The sequence below is a fragment of the Leptospira sarikeiensis genome (genome assembly GCF_004769615.1).
In the GTDB taxonomy this organism is placed as follows: Bacteria; Spirochaetota; Leptospiria; order Leptospirales; family Leptospiraceae; genus Leptospira_B; species Leptospira_B sarikeiensis.
On the sequence record NZ_RQGF01000007.1, the window covers coordinates 43164 to 68292 of the forward strand.

The window sequence follows — 25129 nt, forward strand, 5'->3', positions numbered from 1 at the left end:
CCTTTTTTTTTCGCACGGAGCTCACTGAGAACACAGAGATGAGTGAAAAAGAGATCATATAGAGTTGCAGTGAAAGCTGCCCTGGGGGCGGAGAGCCCTTGTGTCTCAGCAGCTGAAACACTCAGTGGCCTCTGCGATCTCTGTGCGAACCCCTCTAACCTAATTCAAAGGAACTTACGAATTCTTTGATCAGGTTGATATGATCCACTTCTGGAGAAGGATTCTCTTTACTAGGTTCGTAAAGATGTTCATCAAAAACATGATAATCGAAAATTTTAAGTTCGAAGTCAGGAATGGTGATGATGATATTTTCGGAGTGAATATCGAAGATCAATTTTTCTTCATTTGCAAGATAACGGGTCACTTCGATCACTCTATGAAAATCCAAAGCGATCTTTTTCAGTTTGGATTTGCTGATAATCCCGAATCTATGAGTATCGAAATTTAATTTCCATTTTGGAAATAAAGCATCCTGGATCGGATTTTGGCGGACCTTTTCGTTTAATCGGATAAATTCTTTTAAATGTTTTCCTGGTAAAAGATTTTGATTATCACAAGGAGTCAGGGTAACAACCGGAGCTCCCCAAGGACTTCGTCTAAAACGTAATCCCATAAAATACCGGGTAGGCATCACAAGATCCGGAATGAGGCTTTTTAATTTCCAATAGTGCAATCTTTCCAAACCCAAACGTGCAAACTTAAAACGGATCTCATCTCTTTTAGATTCCGTCCAAGCGAGTCTTTGCAAATGATGCATGAGCCCGATCTCTTCCGACTTCAGATATCTTTCCAAATTATTCTGTACTTCTTTATACAAGGAACCGAAGATCGGATCCGAAGGAAGTTTGGATTTGCCGATCTTCACCACCTGATTCCAAGGAAGAGTATAAACGAATTTGTAGGAGCCCCTTCCTATATAATTCTCTGCAGATAATGGCATAAAATTATCCAGGAATTCGCGACCGTATCTATGCGTTATACGAAACACATGAGAAACCGGGAATAGTTTTTCGTAGAATTTTCTGGCAAAACCGGATTGCCTAAGCCTAAAATCGATAGGCAGATCTTCTTTAGGGATTTGAGAATCCGCATTATCCGGGTCGAAAAATAATTCTTTATCGAGACCTTTTTCTAAGATCTCGATAAAACTAGGGATGCCCGGAGAGTTCCAAAAGTTCCGGATAGCATCCCCAAATTCGCTGAATCTTCCCTTCTTAGCCATTCAGATCCTGATACTTATTTAGAATTATAATACAGATCTCTTTTATAAGTAGGAAGAGAAGACTTACTCTTTCTTGCATCTTCTAAAGACTTATCTTTTTGTTCGTCGATCCACCAAAGAGATTTCGCAGCTTGTTCTCCGCTATATCTTGACAAAGGTTGTTCAGGCATTCCGAAACGATTCCAGTATAAAAGTCTTGTGGATTTGATTCCCCAAAGAAGAACATAAGGAACCTCTTTAGTAAGTATCTTATCTATTTTTCGAACGATTTCCGTTCTTTTTTTCACATCGAATTCGGTCTTTTGTTGCTCGATCAACTTATCCACTTCCGGATTATTGAAGCCGTTATAATTATTTTGCCCGGGCTCGTTCGCATACTTGGAAAACCATTGATGTTCCGGATCCGGAAAGGAACCACCAGCTCCCCAAGCCGCCCAAGTAACATCAAAATCATATTTGTCCATTCTCTCGGACCAATTTGCAAGATCAGTATTTTCAATCTTCACCTGGATCCCCAAGTCCTTTGCTCTTTCCATAAAGAAGGTAAAATATTTTTCAGTTCCCCTATCTCTTTCCAGAACATGCATCACGAATTGTTGCCCGTCCTTCTCCAAAAATCCTTTTGTATTCGGTTTCCAACCAGCCTCCGCAAAAAGTTTTTTAGCGGCTTCCAGATCATAATCGATCGGAGGATTCGGCAATTGGCCTTCGTCCCAAACAGATCCGTAATACGCATCAGTCAGTTGGTATTCCCCGAATGCGAGTTTATCCACCATAACTTTACGATTCACTAAATGAGCGATCGCCTTACGGATGCGCACATCTTCGTAAGGTTTTCTTCTCATATTGAATGCCCAACCTTGGAATCCGGATCTTTTATCATTATAAATTTTCTGTTTAACGATATAATTCTTATCAAAAGGTTCTCCTGTCGTTTCTTGGACCCAAGTCGCAGCCTTATAAACAGGATAAAGATCTATATCGCCTTTTTTGAATGCTTGAAAAGCGACCGCTTCGTCGTTAAACACCTTAAAGATCAGAGTATCAAAATTATCCGTTCCCTTATAATAAGGATACGCTCTCATCCAATAATCGTTCCTACGTTTCATTTTTACGTAGATCCCTTTTTTGGCGGATTGTAATTCGTAAGGTCCGGAAATCACCGGGAACTCGAAATTCTCCTTATTAAAATCTTTTCCTTTATAATGATGTTCCGGAAGGATCATAAATTCATAAGCGATAAACTCGAAATTTTTCCAGTGAATATCCTTCTGAGTGAATTCTACTTCGTATTCCCCTACAATCTTAGGAACTTCGAAACGAGACAGATCGATCCGATGAAGAGCAGTATTATTCTTCTTATTCATGATCGTTTCGTATGTAAAAAGTACGTCTTTTGCAGTTACAGGTTTTCCATCACTCCATCTTGCGTTCTTATCCAAGGAAAAAGTGAATGCCTTTTTATCAGATGAGATCTTCCAGGAAGAAGCGAGTTTAGGAAGAGGTTCTTGAGTGATCGGATGTCTTTCTAGTAGAGGTTCGAACATCTGAGTAAAAATTTCTGCAGTTGTGGAAAAATTCTCCAGATACCAGTTTAGAGATTTAGGATATTGATGACTGAAGATCCGGAACGCTCCTCCACGTTTTGCATTCGGAGAAGTTGCCGGATTCGGTTTTCTCAACGCTTCCGGAATACTATTCGGATCTCCCGTCCAAGGAAGATCTTCGGTCGCTACTGAAATTTGGACTTCTTCTTTATCCTTACAGCCGAAGGAAAGGGAAAAGTTTACGAATAATAAAAGTATAAAATAGCAAATAGTTCTGTATTTGGAATTTCGGAAGATATCGTTCAAAGGACACCTCATTGGAATGTTCGTCTTCGAAAGCTTCCGGGAAAACCCGATTTCAGGCAAACTTAAATGTAAAATTTCGGTCGAAAACGAAAGTTAAATGTAGAAGGGATCGAATATTTACTTCACTCTATGAGCAAAGACTACGTCCGGTATACGCTTCAGATTCCCTAAAATTTCCTTCAACTGATCCAAATGTTCCACTTCTATCATAAAGCGGGCCATCAGAGTATCTTTCTGAACCGTAGAAGCTCCAGCCTCCAGAATATTCGTCTGGGTCCCCGAAATACTTTTGACCATTTCTAGATAGATACCTTGGCGATCCTTTGCCTTGACTTCCACTCTAACAGGAACCGGTTCAGTTTGCCCATAATCCCAGTCCACAGTGATCTGCCTGAGTTGCTCTTCTTCCCTTTGTTTTAAAGCGACACTACAATTCTTTTTATGAACGGAGACACCTCTTCCCCTAGTTACGAATCCTATGATTTGGTCACCAGGTAACGGGGAACAACAACCTGAAAGACGGACCGGAATATCACGAAGTCCAGCGACCAAAATTTTTCCGCCGCTAATCTGCCCCTGATGCTGCTGAGTTTGTTTGGAAACTTTTTCGGAAGGTTTACGTTTTAACTCTTCCAACACTTCTGCATTTAAAGTAAGTTCTGCAGCGCTTTCCGCACCTTGCTGAAGATCCTTGCTTGTTTCTTCTCTTAACTTTCTAAAATAAGCTCGTAGTTTTTGTCTTGCAGAAGGTGTCTTAACGATACGAAGCCAGATCGGAGAAGGTTTGGATCTTTTATCTACAACTACTTCTACCTGGTCCCCACTCCTAAGCTCCGTTCTAAGAGGGATCATTCTTCCGTTAATTTTCGCACCCTTACAATGGAGTCCAACATCCGTATGGATCCTAAATGCAAAGTCTAGAACGGTTGCACCCTTAGGCAATTGGATGATCTCTCCCTTAGGAGTGAAAACGAATACTTCATCTTCATGAAGATCATATTTTAATTCCTCTAAGAACTCTTTCGGATCCAAAGCGGAATCCTGCCAAGTCTGTAGGACCTCCAACCATTTCACGGTTAGATGTCTTTCATTCGCGTGTGCCTTACCTTCTTTGTATACCCAGTGGGCAGCAATCCCGAATTCTGCGATCGCATTCATCTCTGCGGTACGGATCTGCACTTCCAAAGGTTTTCCGTCTGGACCGATCACAGTGGTGTGAAGTGACTGATACATATTCGTTTTAGGAGTGGCGATATAATCCTTAAATCTTCCCGGAACGGGAGACCAAAGTGTATGCACAATTCCTAATACTCCGTAACAGTCCTTGATCTCGTCCGTTACAATCCGGATCGCTCTTAAATCAAAAATTTCGTCGAAGGTCTTTTCCTTCGTTTTCATCTTACGATAGATGGAGAAAAAATGTTTTGCTCTTCCTTCCACATTCGCGTTGATCTGTATCTCAGCGAGTCTCTGTTTCAGAATAAGCTGCAACTTTTCTATATAATCTTCTCTTTCAGACTTTTTGGCGCTGATCCTCTTTTTAATATCCTGGTATTCTTCCGGAAAAATAACTTGGAAGGCCAGATCTTCCAACTCGGATTTTACGGAATAGATCCCGAGCCTACCGGCGATCGGAGCATACAAGGAAAGAGTTTCGTTAGCGATCCTTCTCTGCTTTTCAGGAGGTTGAAAAGAAAGGGTCCGCATATTATGAGTTTTGTCAGCGAGTTTGATCAGGATGACTCGGATATCTTGGATGGTAGCGATGATGATCTTTCTGATATTTTCCGCAGCTTCCGTTTCTCTGGATTGGCTTTTGATCTCTGAAATTTTAGTCACACCTTCTACAAGCTGAGTGATCTCAGTTCCAAAATCCCGGACCATATCTTCTCTACTATAAACAGTATCTTCGATCACATCATGAAGGATCCCTGCAGAGATCACCTTCTCATCCAGACCCAATTCATATAAAATAAAACCGACTTGCAGAGGATGGACTATATAAGGTTCCCCTGATAAACGAAACTGTCCTTGGTGGGAATCCTCCGAGATTTTGTAAGCCTTTTCGATCAACTCCAAGGCCTCGGGGCCCATCGTTTCACGGACTCCCTCGAATAACATTTCTTTGGTGGCCGGAGCCTTAATAAATCCCATCAGTTATCAGTCCGTATATCCAAACCCAGATCCAAAAATCTGGTCGTATGGGTTAGATACCCCATACTCACACCTACTCCTGGAAATTCAGCCAATGCATCCAGTTTTTCGGGAGTGATCCCGCCGGAACATTCGATCAGAATTTTAGGATTTTTTTCCTTCGCTTTTTGGAAAGCAGTACGAGTGTCCGGTATATTAAAATTATCTAAAAGTAAAACATCAGGCTCCGATCCCAAAGCGTCATCAAGTTGTTCTAAGGAATCTATTTCGAGTTCCACCATTCTTCCTGGGAATTTAGATCTGATCTTTCCTACAGGGATTTTTGCGGATTCGAATAAAGCCAAATGATTGTCTTTGATCATTGCCATTTCGGAAAGATCTAATCTATGATTGGATCCTCCTCCGCAATAGACCGCATACTTTGCGAGTTTTCTGTATCCAGGAAGTGTTTTTCTGGTATCTAAGATCATTATACCCTTGGACCCGTATTGATCCACGATCTTTCTGGTAGTTGCAGAAATACCCGAAAGATATTGTAAAAAATTCAAAAGGATCCTTTCCACTCTGAGCATGGAGAGTAAACTGCCTTGGATCTCCGCGATCTTATCTCCTTTGACGAATTTTTCCCCGTCTTTAAAGAAGAATGTAAACTTCAAATCTCCACCTGAAAGTTTAGAAAGTACTTCTGAAACTCCGCTTCCACAAAGAATTCCTTCTTCTCTAGCATTAAGATAAGCGATTGCTTTTTGTTCGGAAGAAAATAAAGAAACGGATGTTATATCTTGGTCAGGGCAATCCTCTTCCCATGCCATTTTGGCTAACGGAAAATAATCCGCTTCATTTGTTTCCGATATGGGCTTAGTATAAGCCCTCTTTATTTGTGTCACAGCTAAGTAAGAATGTTTCTGATCGGAAATGAGGATCAAGCGGAATTCTAGATTTTATAAGAATCAAAAAGAAAGGCCCGGATTTCCCGAGCCTTGCATTGAGTTGCTAAAATGTTAGACCGTTTTAACGAGCTTCTTCGTCTGATTCTTGTTCACCTGAATCGGAAGGTTGCTCATTTTCGGTAGAAGGTGCCGGATTAGAAGGCTCTTCTTCTTCCGGTTCGGACTCGGAAGTAGAAGCTGGAGGTTTTTCTTCCTTCTTCTCTTCCGGAGTGCTTGCTTCTACTTTATCGCTTCCAGTCTGCTTTTTAGGAGCCTTTTTTGGATCGTATTTTGTGGATCCTTTTGCAGGTGGAATGAGTAATACTTGTTTCGGATAGATCAAGTTCGGATTTCTGATCCTTCCTTTATTTGCCTCGTAGATCCTTCTCCAAAGTTTGGAAGTACCGTAATGTTGTTTGTATGCTGCGATTCTCCAGAGACAATCAGCAGGAACTTTTTTACGAACTACGTATTTTTTCCAACCTTCTGGTAATTCATCGGAAGAAGAAGATGTAGTATCTTCTCCTTTACGTGTGGAGGAAGTTGAATCATCCGCATTCCCTTTACGTCCAGCGACAGAAGAACCTGAACGAAGTCTTTCTGCGATATCATCAGACTGATCCACAACGATCCTGGAAAGACGGATCGCCTCTTCGGATCTACCGATTGAATCTTCGTATTTTTCAGAAGAGTATAAATCTTCTGCGGAAGCGAGAGATTCGTCAGCTGCTTTCAGATTTTCATCTGCTCTTTGATAAGAAGTTTGTAGATCCTTGCTGGATTTCAGTTTGGACCCATCGATAGAAGAAAGTTTATCTTTCGCTTTACCGATAGATTCTTTTGCTTCCGCTTTTTTCTTAAGAGCGTAAGCTTGAATGTTTTTTGCTACGAGTTCGGCCGATTTTTTACGAATATCGTCTACTTCGGAATAACCTTCTTTGATCTTTCCTTCGTCGATCTTCGCCTTAGCAGCGTTCAAACGTTCTCTCGTTTGAGCTACTTCCGGATCTTGTCCGCCTGCGTAACGATCCGCATCATCCAGATTTTTTTCGATATCTGCGAGAGAATCGATCAATTGTTGTTTCTGAGACAGCGCTAAAACTTTTGCGTCAGAAGCGGATTTTTTGGATTCTAAGTATTTCTTGTTACTTTGTTCGTACTGATCGAAGGCTGCAAGACGGGTCTTGAGTTTCGCATCATCATTGGATTCTTTCGGATAAGATTCCAGAGTACGGTCCGCGTTATCACGAAGAGTATCCCCTTCTTTCTTCAATTCTACTGCATTGTTATACGGTTCGGCAGCCAGTTGAGAAGCATACGCTTCGTCAGCCTCGTCTATCGCAGTAGTTGCAGATCTTTTGGATTCTTCGGTTAGTTGCGGATAAGATTTTTCTAATGCATCGTATGCTTTACTTTTTGCATACTCGGCGCTTTTTTTTGTTTCTCCCAGATCTTCGTTAGAAGCTTTTTCGTGAGCAGTCAATAGACTCTTACGAGCTTCTTCAAATTCTCCGGAAGCATATCTTTCTGCGCCAGCTTCCTTGGCACGAGTGATGGCGGTTTTTGCATCCGCTAATTCTTTTACAGGTAACTCAGACCCGCAGGCAACTAGGAATCCTAATGCTCCTAGCACCAAAGATGGGAACGATATAGCTCGAAAAGTTTTCATTTGTTTTGCACCAGCCAGAGGAATCGTTTTAATTGCCTTTCTTATTTGAAGGCAGAGACGGCATCAGCTTCGTTATCAAAAATCTCGAAGAATGACGTTAATTTAGTTAATTCGAATACCTTTCTTACGGAACCAGCAACGTTGATAATCTTTAGTCCGCCCTGGTATTTTTTTAAGTTAGAGAGGCTGGAAATCAAAGCACCAATTCCGGATGAGTCAATATAAGAGACCTTTTCTAGATTGATAATCGTGTAGTATTTCTGCTCTTCGATGAGCTTTGCGATCACATCCTTAATCTCAGGGGCGTTGTATAAATCAATCTCCCCATTGATGTCCAGAATTACGATGTTACCGCTTTCCCTTCTGGTGATTTCCATAAAAAATCAGCAACTCCTTTCTCTATATGTTTGAACCATCCTACAATAGGGGGGTCAATCTCTATATAGTCAACGAGAAATTTCCGCTCTTTCGTACAAATTTTTCCATTTAACGAAAAACTCGCTGAAATTTCCAACTTCGATGGAATGCCTGAGTTGTTTCATGAACTTTTTCATAAAATGTAGATTGTGGTACGTGCTCAAGGAAAAAGCACTTAGTTCTTTCACATGATGTAGGTGTCGAATATACCCAACACTGTATCTTTTGCACACTTTGCACTTGCATTCAGGGTCCATCGGTTCGTCAGAAAGTTTCCATTTTTCATTTCTGAGATTTACTTTGCCTCTTGAAGTGAATACCTGACCATTTCTAGCGTTGCGGGTAGGAAGAACACAGTCAAACATGTCTACTCCATTACGAACTCCCTCCAAAATGTCTGGAACAGTTCCTACTCCCATGAGGTATAGGGGCCTAGTCCTGTCGGTGTAGGAAGAAATTCCTTCCATAGTTCGGATAAAATCAGGTCTCGGTTCTCCGACTGAGAGTCCGCCGATCGCAATTCCGGAAAAAGGAAGAGAACGGATCTTCTCCAAACTCTCCAATCTGAGTTCTAAATTCGTTCCACCTTGGAATATTCCGAAAAGATGTTGGCTTCGCTTATCTTTTTCCCAGTAGTCGACTGCTTCTTCTGCCCAGCGATGAGTTCGATCCAATGCTTCTTTGATCCGAGCCGAACTTGCATCTCCGGGAGGACAGTCGTCTAACACCATCATAATGTCCGAGCCGATCGTTCTTTGTATATCTACGACTTTTTTAGGAGTGAAAAAATGAGGACTTCCATCTATATGAGAACGGAACTCTACTCCTTCTTTCTTAAATTTCACGAGAGAATTTAGACTGAATACTTGGAATCCACCGCTGTCGGTGAGTAACGACTTCTTATACGAAACGAAGTTTTTGAGTCCGCCGAATTTTTCTAAAACTTCTACTCCGGGGCGAAGATAGAGATGATAGGTATTTCCTAAAATTAATTCGTAGCCCAGCTCATCTAGATCGTCGGAATCTAAAGACTTTACAGCACCCCTAGTTCCGACGGGCATGAATACTGGAGTTGGAATTTCAATTCCGTTTAGGTTAAGGGTTCCAGTTCGAGCAAATGAATTTGGATCTTCTACTTTGGATCGAAAGATCATTTTTTGTTCGAACAATTCGGATCTAAACAAGAGCCGTAAATGTTCAGACTATGGCCGGTAATCTTGAAACCGTTACTTGCGGCTGCCTGCTCCTGCAATTGTTCGATCCTTTCATCTACGAACTCTACGATCCTTCCGCAATCTATGCAGATGATATGATCATGGTGAGTATGGCCTATGATATGTTCGTAGTATTTATAATCTTGGCCGAAATTATGCTCTTGGAGTAATTTCGCTTCAACCATGATGGAAAGAATTCTGTAAATCGTTGCCTTGGAAATTTTATCCCTTTGGTCCTTGAATTCCTCTAAAAGACTTTCCGCAGTGAAGTGATTATGAAGTGAAAAAATGCGCTCTGCAACTAACATCCGCTGGCTGGTGATCTTCAGACCCTTTTTCTGTAAGTAGTCTGAAAAGGTTTTCATTTCCATTCGAATGGAATCGTCTACGGTCTTTAGGATTTCTGCTTCTCTGTCTTTGTTCATTTTTCAGGATATAAGATCTTGTTTACATGGCCTTTCGAAAAGAGATCAAACCTTTCGAAGCCTTCGTTTCTTTTCCACAATTTAAGATCCAGTACTGAGAATTATCAAGTGGAATTTCATTTTTATGGAATGAAATCCTAATCCTCTTCTCCTTCTATCTTGCCCGCTATAGAATAATACCAGGCTCTTTCCATTTCCTCAGCAATTCGGACCGCGAGTATTTTCAAAAGCCTTGCTTGGGCCTGGCCTTCTGTTTCGATAAAACCTACTTGGTCGGAGTATATGATCCTTGCAGGGATCTCAGTCCTTTCCAAAGGAATTTTTTCTCCCCCCGCCTTCTGTAATTCCACCTTACAGACAACGAACATTTCCTTACTCAACTGTTGACCACCTTGGTCCAAAAGAGCTCCTACCTGTTGGTAATGACTGATCTCTCCGTAAATACGATACGCAGCCTGGGATTTTTCCCTGGTTTGGATAAACCTTCCTCTATAATTGATCTCTTGTTTAACAAGATCGGATAGAGTTGTATGCATCGCGATCCCATAGGAATTATTCCGAAAATTCTGCACATAAACGGTTCGTTTAGAATCCGGGATCGGGATCCCATCGATTTTCGGCGGGTTTCCGGGTTCTCTGGTCAGATAACTGCAACCAAGGGAAAATACAAAAAAGATCGGGAGAAGAAACCTCATAACATCACGCTTTCTTCCAAATACGAGGCGGCAAGAAAATTTCTCCGATTTTCAGGCTTTACAATTTAGAGGAATCGAAGCTGAATTCGCAAATGGGAAAATATTTCCTAAAAAACTTTCGGAACATTTTTGGCAGGCTCGGACTCATTTCCGCCTTGATCTTCTTCCCTGGGAAAGATCAAAAAGCAGGGGAAGTAGGCACTAAGGTCTCCGCAATTTCTCCCAATTTAAAAACGAATCCTGTACCTCCTAAAAATATTTGGGAAGAATTGACTCCGGAAGTTTTGGCCGATTTGGGGACTTTAAGTTTTCCAATGGAATTGGAGACTCCCATCTCCGGATCTTATGCAGAATATAGAGTGCATCATCTTCATATGGGTTGCGATTTTAAGACATTTCATGCGAATGGGATCTCTGCAATTTCTCCTTTTGAAGGTTACATAGAATCGATAGGCCAATCTACGAAAGGATACGGCTCCAATATCATTATAAAATCTTCCGGTTCGAATCTAAAGGCAAAGTTCGCACATTTACTGGATTTCAAAGGATTCAGAAAAGATCTGGAGCTATTAAGAGAAGCCTTAGCGCTACTAAGCGGAGGAGAATTCCAAGTCAAACTTCCTGTCGGCTCTTACTCTTATCCGAAGGGAGAAAATTTAGCGAGATTAGGCGAATCCGGAACCGGGGTCAGTCATCTTCATTTCGAATTACATTTACCGAACGGAACCTTAAATCCTCTCCCCTATTTGCCACTTAGAGGGAAGGATCGAAATTCTCCGGAACTTTTACTACTATATATAGATGCAGAAGATGGAACTCAAGTAAGAGTTCCTTTGGAGAAAAAAGGAGAAGGTTTTTTTGCTCTGCCCGGGAACCAAAAATTAAATTTAGCGGGAGGGATCCGTTTTCGTTTAGGGGCTTACGATCTAATGACCTCTCGAAACAAAAACAATCTATTCTTTGCGGGTCTATATAAGGAAGAAACTCCTCTCTACGAAAGATCCTTTAGGGGAATGAGTTACGAAGAAGCAAGAGTTCATCAGGACATTTTCGATTCAAATCGTTCTTCTTTAAATCCTCCTGTTTATGTTTATAATTTATACCCTCCCAAGGGACCGAGTATCGACCTAAGAAATTATCCTGTAGGAAGTTCAATACATCTAACTGTAAAAGCTTCCGACCACGCGGGAAATTCATCCATCATTCCTTTGGAAATAGAAGTCGGGGCTTCTAATGCTAAAAAATCATCTATTACAAAAACCGAATTCACTTCCGCTGACGGTATCTTAAAGATCAAAACTCCTCCTAAAACCACTTACGGACAAGGCGCTTTAGTATTTAAGAAATTGGAAAAATTAGAAGAAGAAATGAAACTTCCGGAAGGATTAATTTCCAGAGGATCAGTCTACGAATTAGAGTCCACGGATCTTTCCTGGGTAGGAGAAGCGGAACTTAATTGGAGAGGGATCGGCTTAGGCAGAAAAGAAGGTTTCTATATTTTCGACAAGGCTTCCAAAAAATGGTCCGCCTTAAAACAAAAAGGCCAATCTGCAATGCTTACTAAACTGGGAGCCTTAGCAGTATTAACGGATGATGCAAAACCTTCCGTGAATTTTCCTTACTTGATCACAAGACACAGAAGAGTAAAAGGTTCGGAAGAAGAAGGGATCGAAGAAAGGCTTTATTCACTTTCCGATGTAGGCTCCGGTTATGCAGGAGGAGCAGAAGTTTTACTGGAAGGAGAAATATATCCGAGCGAATTCGATGCGGACAGAAAAATGCTGATCGTAAAGTTCCCTAAAACATTCTCCGCTTGGAAAAAACATATGTTACTCCAGATCAGGATCAAGGATCGCGCAGGAAATTCTTCCGATTGGTTTACTGATTTAGTGAGATTTTAAATTACTCGAATTAGAATTTCACACGGAGACCACGGAGTTCACAGAGAGTTTGTTGGTTCCCGAGTACGCGAAGCGTGTATCGAGGGGCCAACCAAGACTTTACTGAACTAAGCTCTGTGTTCTCAGTGAACTCTGTGCGAAACCCAAAAAAAATCCCCACGATGTTTCCACCGCAGGGATCTTTAGAAAACCGAATTGTTTCCTGTTTCTTAGTCTTGGTTTTGGAGTGAGTATCTGCTGATTTGCAGAACTTTAAATTTAGTCTCAGCTCCACCTAAGTTAAGAGAAGCATTATCCCCAACTTTTTTACCAAGTAAGGATTTCGCCAAAGGAGACTGGTAAGAAATAATATTTCTTTCCGTATCAGCATCCCAGGCACCCAAGATGGAATAAGTTTGGTCTTCTCCACTGGATTCGTTCTTCAGTTTTACTGTGGTTCCGATATTGATCCTGTCCGTTTTTACGTTGGAAAGATCTAATACGATCGCAGCTTTCAACTCTGCTTCCAGTTTTTTGATTTGAGCCTGAAGTTGGACCTGCTTTTCCATAGCAGCCTTGTATTCCGCGTTTTCTCGTAAGTCCCCTCTTTCTTGGGCTTCCCCGATATCTCTGGAGTTTTCAGGCATTTCTACGTTCACTAAATGATCGAATTCAGCTTTCTTAGCATTCAACGCACGACGAGTTACAAGAACTGCGTTCTCAGGAATTCTTGCGAGAACGTCTTCTTCCTCATCGTCATCATCCTCTTCTTCCCAGATCAGATCCGGTCTAAGGCCTTGGATCAATGCAAGAAGTTTGTCTTTTTCAGTCTCTTCGATATAAGGAACTTCTCTGTAAAGAGCGTATACCTTGCGGATATATTCTGCGTCTCCGTTTTGGATCGCTTCGCTAATTACCGCCGCGTCATTTCCAAAAAGGATCTCTTGGCAGGTATTTTTAAGCTTCGTTCCTTTTTCCTCGATCTTGTTCAGAGGTTTTAATAAACGAAGAACTCTTAGGATAAGATCTTGTCTGGAAACGTTCATCCATTCTTCTTCCCAAGTTTTGAGAAGGATAGATTTTGCCACCCAGAGGAATACTTCAGGATTTTCTTTCGCACGGCTGGATGCAGTTTCGATGAATAGATTCAGTTCTGCAGTTTTGCCGTCCCCTTCCAGAACAGAAACAACGTATTTGTTGTTCTTCACAGGAACTTCGAAAAGTAATCCTACAAGAATATTCACCCAATCCGAATGGGACTTTTTGACCAAGTCCACGAAAGATTTTTTGATATCTAAGTTACTGATCTTAGAAGAATATTCCAACACCTCTTCTCTTTTGAGGGATTTAACGATCTTGGAAACATCATCTAATTTTTGGGTTCTTTGGAAATCGTAAGGAGATCCGTCTTCACCTTCCATAGTGGAAGCGACTTCGTCCAAATATAAATATGCAACGATCTTACGGAATGCGTCGTGAGTTTGCTCTTCTTCGAAATAATGATGAGCAAAAGTATCGATCGCAGATTCAGCTTCTTCTTTGTTGCGAAGAGCTTCGATCGCGATGTCCAAACGTTTTGCAGGATCCGCGTTCGCATTGAATTTTTCGGTCAATTCTTCCGCGTAAGTGATCGGCTTCTCTCTGTACCAAAGCTCGTCTTTTTTCTTAGGATTAAATCCAAGATTATCTTCTTTTTTGATAATATTCTTAGCTTTGTTCCACCATTTGGACCAATCAGCAGCAGGAATAAATTTTCCCGCGATCTCTGCCTTCATTTCAGCAACCAACATATGGCTTTCGAAAGAAGTTAATAATTCCTTAAAGAACCCTGGAACATCGCTCTCGAATAGAGAAACTACGGATGCCCTATCCTCATAGAATCTTACCCAGATATGATCCCCTTTCAGAGGTTTTAAGCTGGTGATTGCCATTTGGATGGAAAGTTTATGGTTCTTCTTATCTTTGAAGTCCACAAAGATAGAATCCCCGTTAGGAGAAATAGAAACGATCTTACCCACTCCCCAGTTTCTATGTAGAACGTAGTTGCCGGTATCGAATACGATGTTTCTTTCGAAGTTGGAAATACAAACCTTAACAGGCTTTCTGTTATTTCCAAGCTCGGACATCTTGAGGAAGTCCTCAAGTAAGCTATGATTTGCGTATTTCAGTTTGTAAACGCGGATAAGCTCGTTACGAGCCTTATTGGAAACAGGTTCGTGATCCAAAATCTTTTTGAGAAGATAAATGACCTTGTCCCAATCTTCCGTGATCTTGAATGGATCTACTAATGGGTATAAGTAACCTGCAAGACGGGTTTTTTCACGATGTCCTAAGAGGATACGTTCGATTTTTTCTACGAACTGGATATCATCGTAACTGTTGGTTACGAAAATCGGCCATATCTCTTCGAACTGCTCGTATTCTTTTGTCTTTGCAAAAGTCTCGATCGCTTGTTTTAAGTAAGCAACCGCCTTCTCTTTGTTTTCATCAAGAATTGCTAATCCGTATTTTTTTGCGATCTCAGGGTTTTTACGATCTTGTTTAGCAAGTTTCTCAAGGATCGGCTTTAACTCTTTATTTTTTTTGAGTTTTTCCAAAGCTTCCGCTTTGTAACGAAGAGCGTAACGGTCCTCTCCGAATTTTAAGATATTATCAGTGATATGCTCAATGATCACCCATTTACTTGCTTGTTTGAAAGACTCCAATAGAGTTTTAAAATAAGAAGAAGCATCAATGCTTCCTTTTTGGAGTCCGAGTAGTCCAAGCATGTAACGAGCCGAAATACTTTCCGGATGATCGGTCAAATGTTCTTCCAATTTAGTTTTGGCAGAATCGGAAAGACCTGAAGATTGAAAGGATTCTAGTAGATCGTCGTATATTTTAAATTTAGATGCAGGGATGGAATTTGCGTCTGAGCGTACATAAATCTCCTCGTTAAAAAGAGAAGTCAGCTTGTCCAAATCGCTGGCAGGCTTTGTTTCCGCGGTTGTCGCAGTTTCGTTAGACATAGGAATTACTCCGCCGACGGGGTCGGCATTCAAAAATAGGTTCGGATGGGCGGTTTTTTGTCTCTAAGGAGCCCTTTCTAGATCAATTATAGCAGCTTAGGCTTATCCGTAAACTAGAATTTGGGGAATGGAGCTACAAGGCCTATTTCCTGTCACTTAGGGAGGAAATCGGCAGAAAAAGCAGCAATTTTCACGCAAAGCCGCGAAGATTTTCGCACTGAGTTCACAGAGAACTCGGGAGGTCTAAACTCGAAAAACTCTGTGAGCTCCGTGTTCTCCGTGCGAAACTATTTTGATCCTTTAAAAACAAAAAACGCGGGAGAGTCCCCGCGTTTTCGAAAGAGTTAGATTGGATGAAAAGGCTTATTTGCCGTTTCCACCGCCCTCACATTCTTTCTCTGCTTTTACTTTCAACATCTTATCAAGTTTACGTTTAGAACGGCAATCTTCTGCATCGAAATCGATAGAAGCTCCGTCGAAGTGAACTTCGAATACGTCTGAAAGAACTCTTAGCTCATCAAAGAAAAGATAAACAGTTTCACCGCTGGTATCGTTACGAGAACGAATCTTGAATTGTTTGAACACAAGAGTTTTTACCTGAGGATAAGAGTTTACGTCCTGAGGAACTCCAGGAGGAACTTCGAAAGTTAGAGGTCTCCAGCCGATAAAGTCAAGATCTCCGAATTGGAAGATATGAGAATCACCTCTCCAATCTTCTAACCAACCTTCAAGATTGTATTCGTTTCCACGTCCGCAAACCCAAACAGAAACCGCTTTTACGATCCCTGGGAATTCTACTCCGTAGATCTTGAATTCTTTTCTCTTGTTGTTCGCATCTAAGTATGCCATCTTACGAACGATTTCGTATTCAGGAGTACGAGGAGGACGAATACTTACAGTGTTGTCTCCAGGGAAAGTGAATCCGAATTTAACACCCAGAACTTTTCCCGTTCCTGCATCCACGTTCTTAATGTCTCCAGGTTTTCCAGGAAGTAGTTTTACTTCTCTTAAAGCCTGAGCATTGGCAGCAGTCGGTTGGTATTGAGCCTGTTGTCCCGGTGGAGGAAGTGTATCCTTATCGGTGGATACTTCCCAACCGTAAGGAGCTGCTCCAGAAGGATTGTCCCAAGACTCTACAGTGATGGAACGTAATTCCATACCGCTTACGTCGATACCGGTAGGAGATTCGATCCCACCTTTTTTCTTTTTGATAAATTGCGCGCTCACGGTTCCGAGTAGAAGGAGAGAAGAGATCCCTACTACTACTGCCGCGGTGATTTTAGTTTTTTTGCTGAGGTTTTTCATAAGTAAATCCCTACCGTAAGATCACCAGTTGTCCTTAATTTCAGAACCAGGATACTTCGTATCAGATTTATCGGCACGAACTTCTAAATCATCTACATAAAAGTAGAAACTTCCGCCGACTTCGTGAACATCGCTGGTCACAAATAAGGATACGAATCTTAGGTTCTTATCTAATAATGCGAATCGAGTACTTTGAGGAACGAATCCCGGAACTGTCGCAGTCAATTTTCTCCAACCGAAATAGTCCAGACGACCCATTCTGATATTATGGGTTTTACCTCTGTAATCTCTCAGTTTTACGAAAAGAGTGTGACGGAATTTTCTTCCGAGTGCCCAGATAGAAACTTGGCGAGCTTTTCCTTTGATCACGTACTCGTGAGGAGGGAAAACTTCCACTCTATCGAATCCTCTGTCGTTATAATAGGTTTTGATCCCGAGAATATGATTTTTCTCTAATTGATCTCCGCCATTATCCGGAACTGTATTCTCGTCGAATACGTCACGGATCAGTCCTCTTTGGACCATCTTAAGAGTTTTAGTCTCTCCCAGGGGAGTAGTAGACTTAGCTCTCCAGTCTTCGGATTCTTCGAAGTTTTCGAGTATAATTTTCTCGAGGGGATCCTGAGTCTGGCCGCCCGCTTGGCCGCCTTGGTTCCCTCCCGCAGGCTGCTGTCCGGAAGTTCCGGTAATCGCCAAGAAAAAGAGAACGCTAGCTAATAAGTACGTCTTTTTCCCCATGAGAATATCTCCTAAAGATTTAGTGCAAATCCAATCTAATTCCGAGAGGGAGGGATCTCTTCCGTAATTTCCCCGTCCTGTATCAGGTCCTGGAACTTACGCAATACCTCGATCATCTTTCCGACACCTTCTGCCGGAATGAATATGGAGGATTTTTTACTATTGGACCATTCGGAAACTTTTAAGTAGTATCCGTTTTCGTTCCGTTTTAGATCTACCAGAAACTTTTTGTTCTGTGTTGCGACCTTCTCCGTAAGGATTTCGGGGTCCAAATAGATTTCTCCTTCCCGTCTCTGTGAATAAATATCGGTAGCCCAGGTTCCAAAATTAGCCAAGTAAAAAGTTTTTTGCGATCTTATATAAAAAATCGCGAAAATTCGGAAAATGGGCCGACAAACTCGAAGGCCAAAGATGAGCTTTTGGAAGGAACTCCTGCATAAAGTGCCTATAAAACGGCTCTCCAAGGGAGATATGAGACATAAATCGACCTTTATATGGCCAAAACCTACGATCAAAGCCTGGTCAAAGGATAGCCTCATCTTTTTCAAGCTTTGCCGGAGATTAAAATGGAATTTAGTCAAAGGGCCCTTTTATTGAAAAATTATTCGATCCGAACTTTCAACGGATCCCTTGGGCGAAAGTAGGTCCACGATCTGAATACCAAAGCTCAGAGCAAACGAATGCAGTATTCATATTAAATTTATTTTAGATCTCTATAATGCACTTTGAATCAATATTCCGGATGGAAATTGGATAGTAGTCGTAAAATTGATCTTTTTGTGGTAGAGGGATGCAAGCTTCTCCCACAAGCCCGCCTCCTCCACCCGAACTTGGGCGGGGGCCGGTTTATTGCAGTTTGTTTGATTTAAATTTTAACTTCGCTTTCGCTCAGTTACCCTCCGGGAATCTTGCTCCTTACGGGTCGCAAGATTGGGCAGGAGCCGGAGCGTTCGATTAAAGTAAGTGTATAAATTTAAGGGACCGACTCGGTTGATCTAAGAGATCACCAACTTACTAAGCAGTCGCCTACTCGATCTCTACACTTTATTGCGAAAAACAAAAGAATCTATATAGTAACTGCTAACGATCAGAAGGCCCCATAAATCCGAGATAAGCGCAGTCGCCTCTTTCAAATTCACGTGTTCAATGCCTCGAACAACATGCAGTAATCCCGCCAACCCCAAATATAAACCTCCAATCGTCGCCGCAGGACGCAATGAAGGAAAAAAGAGAGATAGACCCGCAAGTCCTCCCATTAGTAAATTAGCAAAACCTAATTCCCTAATGATAACATATGCAGAATCGTTTAGCTGTAAGATGCTCGCAGTAAATGCAGGATTTGCGATCTGGCTTAAGGCAGCAGTAATCAACCTTATACCGATCGCCCAAAAAATAAACCATTTCCAAGTAAGATCGAAAAATCGCGCCTGAGGGGATCGAAAATAAAATTCGCCAATAACAGAAAGAAGCGGAACTACAAACATAGTAGCCACAATATAGATAACATAACCCATTCCCCAAACTTGGGTCTTATAGACAGTTATGTAAAGTGATTTCTAAATCCCGTGTTACATGCAGCAAACGTTGCTACAGAAAAGCAGATTACCTTTTTCTCTTGTTCCAAACCAGGATCCCAATGATCCAAATATAATTCAGAGCAATAAGCCCTGCAAGCCCAAGCACACCCATATTGAATAGGACTTCTTCCGGATTAGAGATCGGAAGTAGGATCCTCGGATTTTTAGGAAGGTTAAAATCGAATTTTTTGCAAGCTTCCTGAACTGCTTCCAGGTAATAAGGATTCAATCCGGCGATATTCGAATGAGCCAAAGACTGACCCACCTTAGAATTTTGTTTGTCCCAGTCGCAAACTTTTTCAGAGAACTGAGGGCAAATCGCCCAGGTCAGAACCTCATCTCCTTCTTTCCAATCGGCAGAAACCCAAGGTGCAACATGGAAATATAATGTTTTTCGAATGGAACCTGGAATAGTTTTAGTAAGCTGGTATTCGTATAAAAACTTAGAATCGGTAAATCTATAAATATGCGAATTGGAAAGGCCGTTGTCTTTTTGAAAGATCGTTTGCTCCGGAGATCTTAATCCCAGAAAAAATCCGAATGCATGGCTTAAATACAATGCTGACACAGGAGCGGAAATAAAACCCAAGAACAATGCAAAGAATATGCTGTTTCCGTAAAATTTAGTAAGCCTTAATGTGAGGAAGAATAAAGGCAGGAACAAAAAGCCTAGACATGCTATCGTTGAAATAATAGTCCCGAAAAGCCCTATGGGCAGAAAAAGTGCCGCCATCCCATTAACGAATAAAAGGCCTAAGCCTAATAATCTCCAAGGAGGTTCCGGCTTTTTAGGCCTTTGGCTTTCCCAGTTCTTAACTAAGGCAAACATACACCCCTATTCTACGATGACAGAAGAAGAAAATCTACTCCAGATTTTTGCCCCCTCCGCTTCTAATCTGGCCGGATAAGCCAATGTGAAAAGGATCCCTCTAGTTTTTCGTAAATAAAACTTCTCCAAAACGATGATTTGGCTCTTACGACCGTCTTCTCCTACAAAATCGAAACTCGTTCTATAAAGATCACCATCTTTTTTACGTAGATAATTCCATTCTCTCATCGTTCTTGGATTGATCCCGCGCAAGGAATCCCAAACTAAATAATAGTTTTGGGAATCGAAAATTGTAGGATGAAAATGTAATGTTGTTCCTACGGTAAATACGATCCGATCCGGCCTAAAAAATAAGATCCCCTCGCTACTCTTTCTATATTCTTTCTCCCAAGTCGAAGGACCTCCTTCTATCGGAAAGTTTTGATAGAATCGATGGACCTGCCATAGATAATCCGCATCTTCTCCAGAAAATTCCCGATCTTCGTCGGGAAACAAATAAGTAGAATCGGAAGGAAGATCGAATGAGTAAGCAAAGTCGAAACTTCTTATTTTTAATACGTCAGGACTCCAACAACCGAATGGATCCGTTAACCTTTGTAACTCTTTCTCTTTATGACCATATTGATCCGAAAATTTCCCGAGAAGTTTTGCAGTTTTTTCATATCCTTCCGGAACAAGTTTACCATAACGCAGTCGATAACAATACATTGAACCCTTTAGGAGTCGAATGGCAGAATATGGGTTTGCATGTTTTTGTAGACTTACTGCCTCGCTATAATGTAGATCCAATTCGGATCTGCTCGGAAAAACTTCTTTGTAGTTCCGATCCAAGATCATTTCTACGGAACCGTCTTTGTAAAAACGATAATTCCTGGATCTGGAGTCAGTCTTCCAAACATAATGTGCACTTAAACGAAATGCCGTCTGCAGGCGATTGTATAGAAGTTCTTCTTTTTTTTCTTGGTCGCCAAACCAAGGTTGCCTAAGAAGCGGATCCACTTCCTGGGTAAATATCCCGAAAAGTGGAAGAAAAAAAGTGAATGTCAAAAGAATAGAATATAATATTTTTTTAACATAATACGGATCCCAGAGTTGATCCGGAATTTTTTTCACCGAAAAAGACCTTCCAATTCACGTAAAGAATTGATCCCTACAAGTTCCAATCCCGGGATTTTTTCGATCTCTGCAAGATTTCCCTTAGGGAGATAGACAGTTTCTATCCCTACTCCTTTCAATTCTTTTAAACGAAGTGTAGCCTGTCCCACGGATCGAACTTCTCCCGAAAGTCCTACTTCTCCAATTACAGCGTAACCTGATTGGACCGGCCTTTCCGTATAACTGGATAGAATAGAAGCACAGATCGCAAGATCCAGAGCGGGCTCGTCAATCTGAAGTCCTCCTGCAAGATTTCCGAATATATCACATTCAGATAATGTATGGCCCAGATATTTTTCGATCACCGCGGCGAGGAGGATCAACCTGCGAGTATCGGGACCTTCTGCCATTCTCCTTGCTTGAGAATAATTGGTGCGACTCACCAAGGCCTGGACCTCTACGCTTAATGCGCGACTTCCTTCCATCACTGAACTGATCACGGATCCACTTTTGCCTTCTGTTAATGAACTGATAAATACTCTTTGTCTGTCCGTTACTTCTTTTAACCCGGACTCCAACATTTCAAAAACCGCTAGGTCGCCAACTGCTCCGAATCTGTTTTTTACGGCACGAAGAAGTCTGAAATAATTCAGCTTATCTCCTTCGAAATAGAGAACCGTATCCACCAAATGTTCCAACACCTTTGGTCCTGCGATCGCCCCATCCTTAGTGATATGACCTGTCATTAAGATCGGGATACCTGTACGTTTAGAAGTTTCCAGAAGAACTTGGGTACATTCTCTCAATTGAGTTACCGTCCCCGCTTGATTGGGAAGAGCTTCTCTCGTTAATGTTTGGATGGAATCCACAAAGACTAGATCCGGAGAAACATCTTCCACCATCGCCGAAATATTCTCAGCATATGTTTCGGAAGAAAGAAGAAGATCTTTAGAGAGAACATTCATCCGAGCGGCCCTGAGCCCCACTTGAGCGGAAGATTCTTCTCCCGAAATATACAAGATCTTTTTTCCCTGGGAGATCATACTTCTACTGATCTCTAGGATCAAAGTGGACTTACCTACTCCGGGCTCTCCTCCGACTAAGATCAAACTTCCCGGAACAAATCCTCCTCCCAAGACCAAATCCAATTCTGCAAGTCCAGAACTCAGACGTTTTGTATTGTCCGAAGAAATAGAATCGATAGGTACGGGTTCTTTATACGTCGCAGATTTTTTATAACTCGGGGTAGAAGAGAAACGATCTCCTCCCGATTCTTCTACGATCGTATTCCATTTACCGCAAGACTCGCATTTGCCCGCCCAACGAGCGTATTCCTGTCCGCAGGATTGGCAGAGAAAGATTTTGGAAATTTTCTTTTTCAATGTTCGAATAAATTCTCCATCTGGAGCCAATCAATCTGATTAAAAACAGGAAGGCATTGGAAAGCTTCCTGAGCGAGTTCGTATCTACCTTCTCGTATAAGTATCTGAGTTAATTTTTGAGAAAGAGCGATCAAAAAAAGAACGTCTCCGGATGCGTATTCAATCTGGTCCTTGGTGAGAGTTTTAGCCCCCCAATCAGAAGACTGATTTTTTTTATCAAGAGTCTCATCGAAAAACTCTCGAATGATATCTTTTAAACCGTGACGATCCGTATAAGTCCTTGCTAACTTGGAGCCTATCTTAGTACAGAAAACTCCCTTGGTTAAAATTCCGAGTCTATATCTCAGGAATAAGGTATCCATCCTAGCGAAATGAAAGACCTTGATGATCTCAGGATTTTCGAATAATTTTTTAAGTTTAGGAGCCTCAGTTTGGTCCGGCAAAATTTGCACTAGACTCACTCTGTTTTTGGAATCGCAGATCTGGACTACACAAAGACGATCCCTTCTTGGATTTAAACCCATCATTTCGCAATCTACAGCCAAATGATCGTCTTCTAAATATTCTTTCAGTCTTTCTTCGGAAAGATCTCCCGGAAATAGATCCGGCTTTGTGTTTGCGCGGTTAGATGCCATAAAGCCAAAATTATCCGTAACCTATCTCAGGTCCGCAAGAAAAGTCCGGCCTCTTTCTTTTGTTTTTTTCCTTTTCTATCTTTCGAATGAGGAAACCATCGTCCCAGAATGAAAGCAGTTTTGCGAACTCGTATCTATGAAGAAGAACAAAAATCCCATTTCGAGTTCCCTCCGGGTAGGACCGAAACGGGAAGCGATTGCGGGAACTATAAGTTTTCCTTTAAATTAACCAAATCCGCTGGCAAATCCACTTACGCCCCGGTATTAGAATGGATCGCGGAAAGAAGACCTCCCGCCGGGTTAGAACTTCTCACATTAGAATGGGAACTTCCATCTCATGGGATCAAGGAAGGAAGAATATTCAGACATGGATACCAATCTTGGAGCCTATCCACTTCTGAAAATCTGCAAGATGCGGATATTTCACCTAAACTAGATTTTTTACATTACGCCCAAGAGAATGGTTACTCTGAACATGCAGGAGAACCTGGAAACTGGATCTCCGAATCCTATGTGATCCTTTTTCCTAAAGGAGAAGATTCCAAAATTTTTGCAGGAGCGATCTCAAAAGGAGAAGAAGGAGTTAAATTTAAGATCATTACCTCCCCTTCTTCCAAAAAATCCTCGGAACCATTCTTAAACGGTGACATTCGAGTAGTTTACGATTTTTATAGATTCGAAGATTTCAAAGGGAACAAACTTCCTTTAACTCAAATTCGAGTTTCTAAATTTTCTGGGGACGAATCCCTCTTCATTAAAAACTACTATTCCGAACTTGCAAAAAATCTAAAGGTCAAACTCCCTGAAACACAGGTCCCGACCGGATGGTGTTCCTGGTATCATTACTTCACAAAAATTTCGGAAAAGATCATCCTACAAAATTTAAAGGAACTCAGATCCAAAAATTTAGGGCTGAAAGTTTTCCAGATCGACGATGGATACCAACCGGAAATTGGAGATTGGCTGGAAACAAATGATAGATTTCCTGGAGGAATGGGACTTCTCGCAGACGCGATCCGTTCCGAAAAATTGACCCCTGGAATCTGGCTTGCTCCTTTTTTAGTGCGCAAAAAATCCAAGTTCTTCCAAAAATTCCCGGAAGCCGTTTTAAAAGATAGGGACGGAAATCCAGTCCCGGCACTTTGGAATCCTAATTGGGGACTAGATCATACTTATAGTTTGGATGTAACTCATCCAGCTTCCAAAGAGTTTTTAGCGACCGTATTTAAAACTATCGTAAAAGACTACGGATACAAATATTTAAAATTAGATTTCTTGTATTCAGCCTTATTACCCGGTTGGACATACGATAGGAATTTATCACCTCATTCTCGTTATGTGGAAGCGATCAAACTCATCCGTAAAGTAGTCGGAAAAGATATTTTCATCCTAGGTTGCGGGGCGCCAATGCTTCCTTCCATTGGCTTATTCGATGCGATGAGGATCTCCTGCGACGTAGCACCTTTCTGGTTCAGAGAAAAATCCAGGATCCTAATAAAAGATCGGAACGGTCTTTGTACAGAAAGAGCTCTGATCAACGATATCACAAGGGCTTCCATGCACCGCACACTCTGGCTAAATGATCCGGATTGTTTACTCGTTCGTAAAAAGAAAAACCATATGAACGAGGCTCAAACGAAAATTATGGCGAGTATCATGTCCGTCTCCGGAGGAATGTTATTCGTCTCCGACGACCTGGCTCTCGTAAATGAGGATCGTTTGGAATTATTACAAAAGAGTTTGAACCTGCAATCCAAATGTAAGAACAAAACTCCACTCCCGATCGGATTCGGATCCGAGTTTTTCCCGAATGCACTTTATAATCCTGCAGGTTATTTAGGGATTTGGAATCCTTCGGACGAAAAGAAGGAAGTCCAACTCTCTCTTTCTTTTCCATGGGACAAGAAGAACTCTGTCGATTATTGGACAGGGAAAAAACCGGAGTCTCTAGAAATTGATACAAGGAAAAAAACTCTTAAGATCAGTATGGATCCTTGGTCGACTGTGGTGTTACATTCGGGAAAACAAAGTTGACTCTTCTCTAAATCGGGAAGACAATTGGCGCGATTGTGTCAGTAACTTTCTTCCAAATTTCGGAAGAC

Annotated in this window: 20 protein-coding genes; 2 read left to right on the forward strand and 18 right to left on the reverse strand. The window is 41.5% G+C overall.

Features of this window, described 5'->3' with window-relative positions; all coding sequences use genetic code 11:
• Positions 1-154 precede the first annotated feature (154 nt).
• The 9 genes from EHQ64_RS01340 to lptE all read right to left on the reverse strand — a co-directional run bounded on the left by EHQ64_RS01340 (position 155) and on the right by lptE (position 10578).
• Positions 155-1222 (reverse strand): hypothetical protein, encoded by a 1068-nt coding sequence (locus EHQ64_RS01340; protein ID WP_135647717.1) that lies wholly within the window; start codon positions 1220-1222, stop codon positions 155-157.
• Positions 1223-1236: 14 nt separating this feature from the next.
• Complete coding sequence (locus EHQ64_RS01345; RefSeq protein WP_167882331.1) at positions 1237-3087, reverse strand: extracellular solute-binding protein; 1851 nt, start codon at positions 3085-3087, stop codon at positions 1237-1239.
• Between the two features lie 105 nt (positions 3088-3192).
• Positions 3193-5229 (reverse strand): RelA/SpoT family protein, encoded by a 2037-nt coding sequence (locus EHQ64_RS01350; protein ID WP_135647718.1) that lies wholly within the window; start codon positions 5227-5229, stop codon positions 3193-3195.
• Positions 5229-6107 (reverse strand): carboxylating nicotinate-nucleotide diphosphorylase, encoded by an 879-nt coding sequence (nadC, locus tag EHQ64_RS01355; RefSeq protein WP_135647905.1) that lies wholly within the window; start codon positions 6105-6107, stop codon positions 5229-5231. Before nadC ends, EHQ64_RS01350 begins: the two co-directional genes overlap by 1 nt.
• 133 nt (positions 6108-6240) lie before the next feature.
• Positions 6241-7827 carry a lipoprotein LipL71 gene (locus EHQ64_RS01360; protein WP_135647719.1) on the reverse strand — a complete coding sequence of 529 codons (1587 nt, stop codon included), beginning with the start codon at positions 7825-7827 and terminating at the stop codon, positions 6241-6243.
• A gap of 41 nt (positions 7828-7868) precedes the next feature.
• On the reverse strand, positions 7869-8204 hold the full coding sequence (locus EHQ64_RS01365) for an STAS domain-containing protein (RefSeq protein WP_135647720.1): 336 nt from the start codon (positions 8202-8204) through the stop codon (positions 7869-7871).
• A gap of 69 nt (positions 8205-8273) precedes the next feature.
• Entirely contained in the window at positions 8274-9398 is a 1125-nt protein-coding gene (gene tgt / locus EHQ64_RS01370) for a tRNA guanosine(34) transglycosylase Tgt (protein WP_167882332.1), read from the reverse strand.
• Positions 9395-9883, reverse strand: a complete 489-nt coding sequence (locus EHQ64_RS01375) for a Fur family transcriptional regulator (protein ID WP_135647722.1) — start codon at positions 9881-9883, stop codon at positions 9395-9397. The genes tgt and EHQ64_RS01375 overlap by 4 nt, the downstream gene beginning before the upstream one ends.
• A 137-nt stretch (positions 9884-10020) precedes the next feature.
• Positions 10021-10578, reverse strand: coding sequence for an LPS assembly lipoprotein LptE (lptE, locus tag EHQ64_RS01380; protein ID WP_135647723.1), 558 nt, complete (start codon positions 10576-10578; stop codon positions 10021-10023).
• Between the two features lie 92 nt (positions 10579-10670).
• Here lptE and EHQ64_RS01385 point away from each other — a divergent pair, with 92 nt between their 5' ends.
• On the forward strand, positions 10671-12479 hold the full coding sequence (locus EHQ64_RS01385; RefSeq protein WP_135647724.1) for a M23 family metallopeptidase: 1809 nt from the start codon (positions 10671-10673) through the stop codon (positions 12477-12479).
• Between the two features lie 209 nt (positions 12480-12688).
• On the opposite strand, the gene greA is transcribed toward EHQ64_RS01385, so the two are convergent.
• From greA to EHQ64_RS01430, 9 genes are all read right to left on the reverse strand, one after another.
• Positions 12689-15466 (reverse strand): transcription elongation factor GreA, encoded by a 2778-nt coding sequence (gene greA / locus EHQ64_RS01390; protein ID WP_135647725.1) that lies wholly within the window; start codon positions 15464-15466, stop codon positions 12689-12691.
• Positions 15467-15829: 363 nt separating this feature from the next.
• Positions 15830-16771, reverse strand: coding sequence for a flagellar filament outer layer protein FlaA1 (gene flaA1, locus EHQ64_RS01395; RefSeq protein ID WP_135647726.1), 942 nt, complete (start codon positions 16769-16771; stop codon positions 15830-15832).
• A gap of 21 nt (positions 16772-16792) precedes the next feature.
• Entirely contained in the window at positions 16793-17509 is a 717-nt protein-coding gene (flaA2, locus tag EHQ64_RS01400; protein ID WP_135647727.1) for a flagellar filament outer layer protein FlaA2, read from the reverse strand.
• 35 nt (positions 17510-17544) lie between these two features.
• Complete coding sequence (locus EHQ64_RS01405; RefSeq protein ID WP_135647728.1) at positions 17545-17781, reverse strand: DNA-binding protein; 237 nt, start codon at positions 17779-17781, stop codon at positions 17545-17547.
• 765 nt (positions 17782-18546) lie between these two features.
• Complete coding sequence (locus EHQ64_RS01410; RefSeq protein WP_135647729.1) at positions 18547-19023, reverse strand: DUF6790 family protein; 477 nt, start codon at positions 19021-19023, stop codon at positions 18547-18549.
• Positions 19024-19111: 88 nt separating this feature from the next.
• Positions 19112-19915, reverse strand: coding sequence for a hypothetical protein (locus EHQ64_RS01415; protein WP_135647730.1), 804 nt, complete (start codon positions 19913-19915; stop codon positions 19112-19114).
• A gap of 6 nt (positions 19916-19921) precedes the next feature.
• A complete protein-coding gene (locus EHQ64_RS01420; protein WP_425460381.1) occupies positions 19922-21019 on the reverse strand; it encodes an LIC10775 family protein in 1098 nt (365 codons plus the stop codon).
• 5 nt (positions 21020-21024) lie between these two features.
• Complete coding sequence (gene radA, locus EHQ64_RS01425) at positions 21025-22392, reverse strand: DNA repair protein RadA (RefSeq protein WP_135647732.1); 1368 nt, start codon at positions 22390-22392, stop codon at positions 21025-21027.
• Complete coding sequence (locus EHQ64_RS01430) at positions 22389-23027, reverse strand: ribonuclease D (RefSeq protein ID WP_135647733.1); 639 nt, start codon at positions 23025-23027, stop codon at positions 22389-22391. The genes radA and EHQ64_RS01430 overlap by 4 nt, the downstream gene beginning before the upstream one ends.
• Before the next feature lie 108 nt (positions 23028-23135).
• Between EHQ64_RS01430 and EHQ64_RS01435 the strand changes: the two genes are divergently transcribed.
• Positions 23136-25061: a glycoside hydrolase family 36 protein gene (locus EHQ64_RS01435; protein WP_135647734.1), complete on the forward strand. Its 1926-nt coding sequence runs from the start codon at positions 23136-23138 to the stop codon at positions 25059-25061.
• Positions 25062-25129 lie beyond the last annotated feature (68 nt).